General features: G+C 49.4%; 6 protein-coding genes and 1 pseudogene. 6 read left to right on the top strand and 1 reads right to left on the bottom strand.

Annotation, left to right across the window (positions count from 1 at the left end):
- On the bottom strand, positions 1-700 hold a 700-nt coding region (locus O71_RS08360; RefSeq protein WP_007655437.1), incomplete at its 3' end, for a glycogen/starch synthase.
- Positions 701-837: 137 nt separating this feature from the next.
- Here O71_RS08360 and panC point away from each other — a divergent pair.
- From panC to O71_RS08330, 6 genes and pseudogenes are all read left to right on the top strand, one after another.
- Positions 838-1,691, top strand: a pseudogene (gene panC, locus O71_RS08355) (pantoate--beta-alanine ligase).
- Between the two features lie 97 nt (positions 1,692-1,788).
- Entirely contained in the window at positions 1,789-2,136 is a 348-nt protein-coding gene (panD, locus tag O71_RS08350; protein ID WP_007655433.1) for an aspartate 1-decarboxylase, read from the top strand.
- Between the two features lie 9 nt (positions 2,137-2,145).
- On the top strand, positions 2,146-3,057 hold the full coding sequence (locus O71_RS08345; protein ID WP_007655430.1) for a lysylphosphatidylglycerol synthase transmembrane domain-containing protein: 912 nt from the start codon (positions 2,146-2,148) through the stop codon (positions 3,055-3,057).
- Positions 3,058-3,171: 114 nt separating this feature from the next.
- Positions 3,172-3,660 (top strand): D-glycero-beta-D-manno-heptose 1-phosphate adenylyltransferase, encoded by a 489-nt coding sequence (gene rfaE2 / locus O71_RS08340; protein WP_007655429.1) that lies wholly within the window; start codon positions 3,172-3,174, stop codon positions 3,658-3,660.
- A gap of 15 nt (positions 3,661-3,675) precedes the next feature.
- On the top strand, positions 3,676-4,353 hold the full coding sequence (locus O71_RS08335) for a zinc metallopeptidase (RefSeq protein WP_007655427.1): 678 nt from the start codon (positions 3,676-3,678) through the stop codon (positions 4,351-4,353).
- Positions 4,354-4,544: 191 nt separating this feature from the next.
- Positions 4,545-5,684: an acyl-CoA dehydrogenase gene (locus O71_RS08330; RefSeq protein WP_007655425.1), complete on the top strand. Its 1,140-nt coding sequence runs from the start codon at positions 4,545-4,547 to the stop codon at positions 5,682-5,684.
- Positions 5,685-5,759 lie beyond the last annotated feature (75 nt).

Raw genomic sequence — 5,759 nt, 5'->3', positions numbered from 1 at the left:
TTTCGCCGAAGTTCTCATTTGTCTTGATCACAGAGTCAGCGTACTCCATGCCAACCTTGATAAAGCTGTCCAGGTCCGCTTCCTGCAAAGAGGCCAGCATGCTGTCATCGATATCAAGCATTTTTACTTTCTCGAGCAGGTCGCCGTTAAACTTGTGCTTGTACTCGTGGTTGTAAACCGTAAAGATAGACTTCGAATCCTTAAATATCGGGTCTTTCTTGTAAGTAGTTTTCAGGTACATTGGAATCAGGCCGGTCATCCAGTCGTTGCAATGCACGATATCGGGCTGCCAGCCCAGTTTCTTCACTGTTTCGAGTACACCCTTGCAGAAGAAGATGGCACGCTCGTCGTTGTCCTGGTGGAAGTTATTGTTCTTATCCACAAAAACGGACTTGCGCTGGAAATAGTCTTCGTTATCGATAAAATATACCTGCAGCTTGGCATTTGGGATAGAGGCTACCTTAATAACAAGCGGCTTCTCGTCATCACCCACGGCGATGTTGATGCCTGACAGGCGAACTACCTCATGCAAACGGTTTTTACGCTCGTTTATTATACCGAACTTCGGCACGAAGATGCGGATCTCCATACCTCTCTCCTGCATACTCTGCGGCAGCGTGTTTAAAAATTCTGCTACTTTAGTGGTTTGAAGGAAAGGAAGGATCTCGGTGGCGGCGTACAGGATTCGCAATTTAGACATGAGTATGTAATTAAAAATTTAATAAGCAACAGTAATGGGACGTGCAAAATTAGTATTTTTTATTCTAATTTTCAATTTAATGTTCTATAACCTACTTTTGCCGGCTTTCAGCAATTGCATCATTTATATCTATTAATATGGAAGTTATAGAGCAGGTGTCAGCCCTCAGGGCCATTGTGACGGCGCTGCGTTGCGGCGGCAAGCGCATTGGTTTTGTGCCTACCATGGGCGCCTGCACGAAGGGCACCTGCAGCTCTTGCGCGCCTCGGCCCGCGAGAATGACGTGACGATCTGTAGTGTGTTTGTGAATCCGACTCAATTCAATAACGCCTCTGATTATAAGCTATACCCCCGCACACTCGAGCAGGACATCAGCCTGCTGCAAAGCGTTGGCTGCGACTACCTGTTTGCTCCGAGTGCGGAGGAGATATATCCACAACAGTCTGTGCTGCAGTTTAGTTTCGGTGAGCTCGAAGCGGTGATGGAGGGCGCGCATCGCCCGGGACACTTCAACGGAGTGGCAACTGTGGTGAGCAAACTTTTCCATATCGTGCAGCCGCACAAGGCTTATTTTGGGCAAAAGGATTTGCAGCAGGTGGCTATAGTGCGTCAGCTGGTGCGGGCCCTGAGCTTTGACCTGGAGCTGGTGTGCTATCCGACCGTGCGCGAAGCCGATGGGTTGGCTATGTCCTCACGCAACAAGCGCCTGAGCGATGCGCAACGGCAGCAGGCACCGCAGCTTTACAAAGCACTGCAATTGGCCGCAGCCGATCTGAAGCAGAAGCCGGTAGCAGCCATCAGGAGCGAGGTAGCACAAAAGCTGCAGCAGGTAGAAGAGCTCGAGCTGGAGTACTTCGAAATAGTGGACAGTCTTACCCTGCAGCCGCTTCAGGACATAAGCGGACAAGAAGAAGTGGCGCTTTGCATAGCTGCTTTTGTGGGCGAGGTGCGCCTGATCGATAACATGCTCGTGAATCTAAAGGAAGGCTGATTTGTTTGGTTATGTAAAGGCTTAAGAAGATGCTGAAACGCTGGTAGTTTATCTGCAGCTAATTGCATAACTTTGCGGCCTATTACAAAAATAAACCATGTATATTGAGGTTTTAAAATCCAAAATTCACCGTTGCCGGGTTACGCAGGCTGAGTTGCACTATGTGGGAAGCATCACCATTGATGAAGACCTGATGGATGCCGCCAACGTGGTGGAGAATGAGAAAGTACAGATCGTCAACATCAACAACGGTGAACGCTTCGAGACTTATGTGATCAAGGGTGAGCGTGGTACCGGCACGGTATGTCTGAACGGTCCGGCTGCACGCAAAGTGCAGGTTGGTGACATCGTGATCGTGATCTCTTACTGCTCCATCAAGTTCGAAGACGCCAAGAACCACCAGCCGACGCTCGTTTTCCCGGATCAGCACAACCGACTGGTGTAACGCCATTGCATGAGAAAACTGCTCTCTTTACTGAAGTACAGCCTGCTTCTGGGGCTTTCTGCATTTCTGATGTGGTATGCCCTCAAAGAGCTTGACTTCGAAAAACTATGGGCAGAGTTACAGAATATCAGTTATGGCTGGCTGGTGCTGTCAGTACTGATGGGCATCGCAGCTTACCTGAGCCGGGCATACCGCTGGCACATGCAAATACGGCCGACAGGCTATACCCCCTCTTTTAAAAATACCTACAATGCCATGATGGTGGGCTACCTGGCCAACCTTGTGTTGCCCCGCATGGGAGAGGTGGTGCGCTGCAGCATGCTCCGTCGCAGCAATGGCATCCCTGTCAATACAGCCTTTGGCACAGTCATCGCGGAGCGCATCATCGACATGGTCATGCTGCTCCTGTTTCTGGGGCTCACCTTTATGCTGGAGGTAAACCGCCTCCGCGATTTTCTTTTCAGTCTTTTTACAGATAAGTACGCCAGCCTGGAGCAAAGCTTCGGGTCGCTGTACCTGCTGGTTGTGCTGCTAATGGTAGTTGGCGCCGTGTTTCTGGTGTTGGGTTTGCTATACCTGAACAAGCTGCGTCAGAATGTCTTTTTCAAAAAGGCTGTGACCTTTGTGCGCGGTATGCTGCAAGGCGTGTTCAGCATCACTAAAATTGAAAACCAGGCCGCCTTCTGGGGGCATACCCTGTTTGTATGGGCCATGTACTATGGCATGAGCCTTGTGGTGTTCTATGCTATACCTGCCACATCCGGCCTGACGCCAGTAGCTGGCCTGTCGGTGCTCGTGATCGGTACTTTAGGTATGGCGGCGCCGGTGCAGGGCGGGGTAGGGGTATACCACCTGCTAGTGCAGACTGTGCTACTGCTCTACGGTATACCCAAAGAAGCAGGTATGGCCTACGCCTGGTAGCTCATACTTCGCAAACGCTTTTGGTAGTTGCCATGGGAGTGCTTAGTTTTATAGCAGGAATGTTGCATAAGCCTGCCGCAGTGGAAGAGCACACGCAGGCAAACCCACCTATACATGAATTCGAAAGATAAAATCCTATCCTTACCTGACCTGCAGGAGCTTGTGCAGGCATGGCGCAGTGAGGGGCAGCAGATCGTTTTTACCAACGGCTGCTTTGATATCCTGCACCTCGGCCACGTAGACTACCTCGAAAAAGCACGACAACTTGGCGATAAATTGGTGCTGGGCCTTAATACAGATGCGTCAATAAGCCGTATAAAAGGTCCAAGTCGCCCACTTCAGGACGAAATGTCACGTGCGCGCGTCATGGCATCCCTTTTGTTTGTGGATGCCGTAGTATTCTTCGATGAAGATACACCGCTCGAACTGATCAAGGCTGTGCAGCCGGACATATTGGTGAAGGGCGATGATTACACTATCGAAAATATTGTGGGGCAGGATGTCGTTACAGCACGTGGGGGCGAGGTGAAAACCGTGCCGCTCGTGAAAGGCTACTCCACCACAAACATTGTTAGAAAAATAGAAAACCAACAAAGTACATAAAGTTAAAATAGACCAATGGGAATATATGTGATTGTTATTCTCTTCATGGGCCTCAGCATGTGGGTAAGCTGGCGACTGAAGAGCAAGTTTAAGAAGTACTCCGAAATTCCGTTGCAATCTGGCTACACCGGCCGTGAGATTGCCGAGATGATGCTGGCCGATAACGGCATACATGATGTAAAAGTAATATCGGTGGCTGGCCGCCTGACGGACCACTACAACCCGGCTGACAAGACCGTAAACCTGAGCGAGTATGTGTACGAGGCACGCAGTGCAGCGGCTGCAGCTGTGGCAGCGCACGAATGCGGCCATGCCGTGCAGCACGCCAGAGCGTATAGCTTCCTGAAGTTCCGCTCGGCCATGGTGCCGGCGCTGAGCATCGCCTCACGCTACATGCAGTGGATTATCCTGATCGGTATTTTCATGCTGCAGACTACTCCTGTGCCGTTGGCGATTGGTGTGGCGCTGTTTGGCCTGACCACCATTTTCAGTTTTGTAACACTGCCTGTTGAGTTTGATGCGAGTAAGAGGGCGCTGGCCTGGATCAGCTCCAACAATATTGTAACGCAGCAGGAGCTGGCCATGTCAAAAGACGCGTTGAAGTGGGCTGCTATGACTTATGTAGTCGCAGCACTGGGCTCGTTGGCTACACTGCTCTACTATGTGTCACTGCTTATGGGCCGTCGGGACTAAGCCGATCATGATGCAAATCTAAATCAGTTAAAGCGCCATCCGTTCTTTCAGAGCGGATGGCGTTTCTGTTTTATTGCACTGAATTTATCTACTGCCTAACAAATATTAGTTAGGAGGGTTATACAAATATTACCAAATTTCATAGTTTTGTACTATAATCCATTAATTACAGTCCTTTTATATATAAAAGCATGAATTTTCAATTAACTGAAGAACATTTGGCAGTGCAGGCTGCCGCCCGTGAGTTTGCACAAACAGAGTTACTGCCCGGTGTAATTGAGCGCGATGAGCACCAGAAGTTTCCGGCTGAGCAGATTAAAAAAATGGGAGAGCTTGGCTTCCTGGGTATGATGGTAGATCCGAAGTACAACGGTGGTGGTATGGATACCATCTCTTATGTGTTGGCCATGGAAGAGATCTCTAAAGTAGACGCTTCTGCTTCTGTAGTAATGTCGGTGAACAACTCACTTGTATGCTGGGGCCTTGAGAAATACGGCTCTGAGGAGCAAAAGCAGAAATACCTGACGAAGCTTGCTACTGGCGAGATCATCGGCGCGTTCTGCCTTTCTGAGCCGGAGGCTGGTTCTGATGCTACGTCACAGCGCACCACCGCCGAAGACAAAGGCGACTATTACCTGCTGAATGGCACTAAAAACTGGATCACAAACGGTAGCACAGCCTCCGTATACCTGGTGATTGCCCAGACAGATCCAGAGAAGAAGCACCGCGGTATCAACGCATTTATTGTAGAGCGTGGCATGGAAGGTTTCCAGATTGGCCCGAAAGAGAACAAGCTGGGTATCCGTGGCTCTGATACACACTCTTTGATGTTCACTGACGTAAAAGTACCTAAGGAGAACCGCATCGGTGAAGATGGCTTCGGCTTCAAGTTCGCGATGTCTACACTGGCAGGTGGCCGTATAGGTATAGCTGCACAGGCGTTAGGTATAGCCTCTGGCGCATACGAGCTGGCGTTGAAGTACTCTAAGGAGCGTAAGGCATTTGGTGTGGAGATTGCGAAGCACCAGGCAATCCAGTTCAAGCTGGCTGACATGGCTACGAACATCGAAGCTGCCCGCATGCTTTGTCTGAAGGCCGCTTACCACAAAGACACGCACCAGGATTACGGCATGTCCGGTGCAATGGCGAAGCTTTTCGCTTCTAAAGTGGCCATGGACACAACAGTAGAAGCAGTGCAAGTACACGGCGGTTACGGTTTCGTGAAAGAGTACCATGTAGAGCGTTTGATGCGCGATGCCAAAATCACACAAATCTACGAAGGCACTTCTGAGATTCAGAAAATAGTAATTTCAAGAGAATTGTTAAAGTAATTTGGCACTTAAACCTTTGTTATTGTGTTATTTAGGCTAAGGATAGGGTTTATTGAATTAAAATTAAATATTTAA

Source organism: Pontibacter sp. BAB1700, from assembly GCF_000277005.1.
Taxonomy (GTDB): domain Bacteria; phylum Bacteroidota; class Bacteroidia; order Cytophagales; family Hymenobacteraceae; genus Pontibacter; species Pontibacter lucknowensis.
Note: the sequence above shows the minus strand (reverse complement) of the source record. Positions and strands in the feature narration are given on the sequence as shown.

Coding starts and splice junctions, on each gene's coding strand:
- rfaE2 (WP_007655429.1), top strand. CDS start 3,172: ATGAATTCGAAAGATAAAATCCTATCCTTACCTGACCTGCAGGAGCTT.
- panD (WP_007655433.1), top strand. CDS start 1,789: ATGTATATTGAGGTTTTAAAATCCAAAATTCACCGTTGCCGGGTTACG.
- O71_RS08330 (WP_007655425.1), top strand. CDS start 4,545: ATGAATTTTCAATTAACTGAAGAACATTTGGCAGTGCAGGCTGCCGCC.
- O71_RS08345 (WP_007655430.1), top strand. CDS start 2,146: ATGAGAAAACTGCTCTCTTTACTGAAGTACAGCCTGCTTCTGGGGCTT.
- O71_RS08335 (WP_007655427.1), top strand. CDS start 3,676: ATGGGAATATATGTGATTGTTATTCTCTTCATGGGCCTCAGCATGTGG.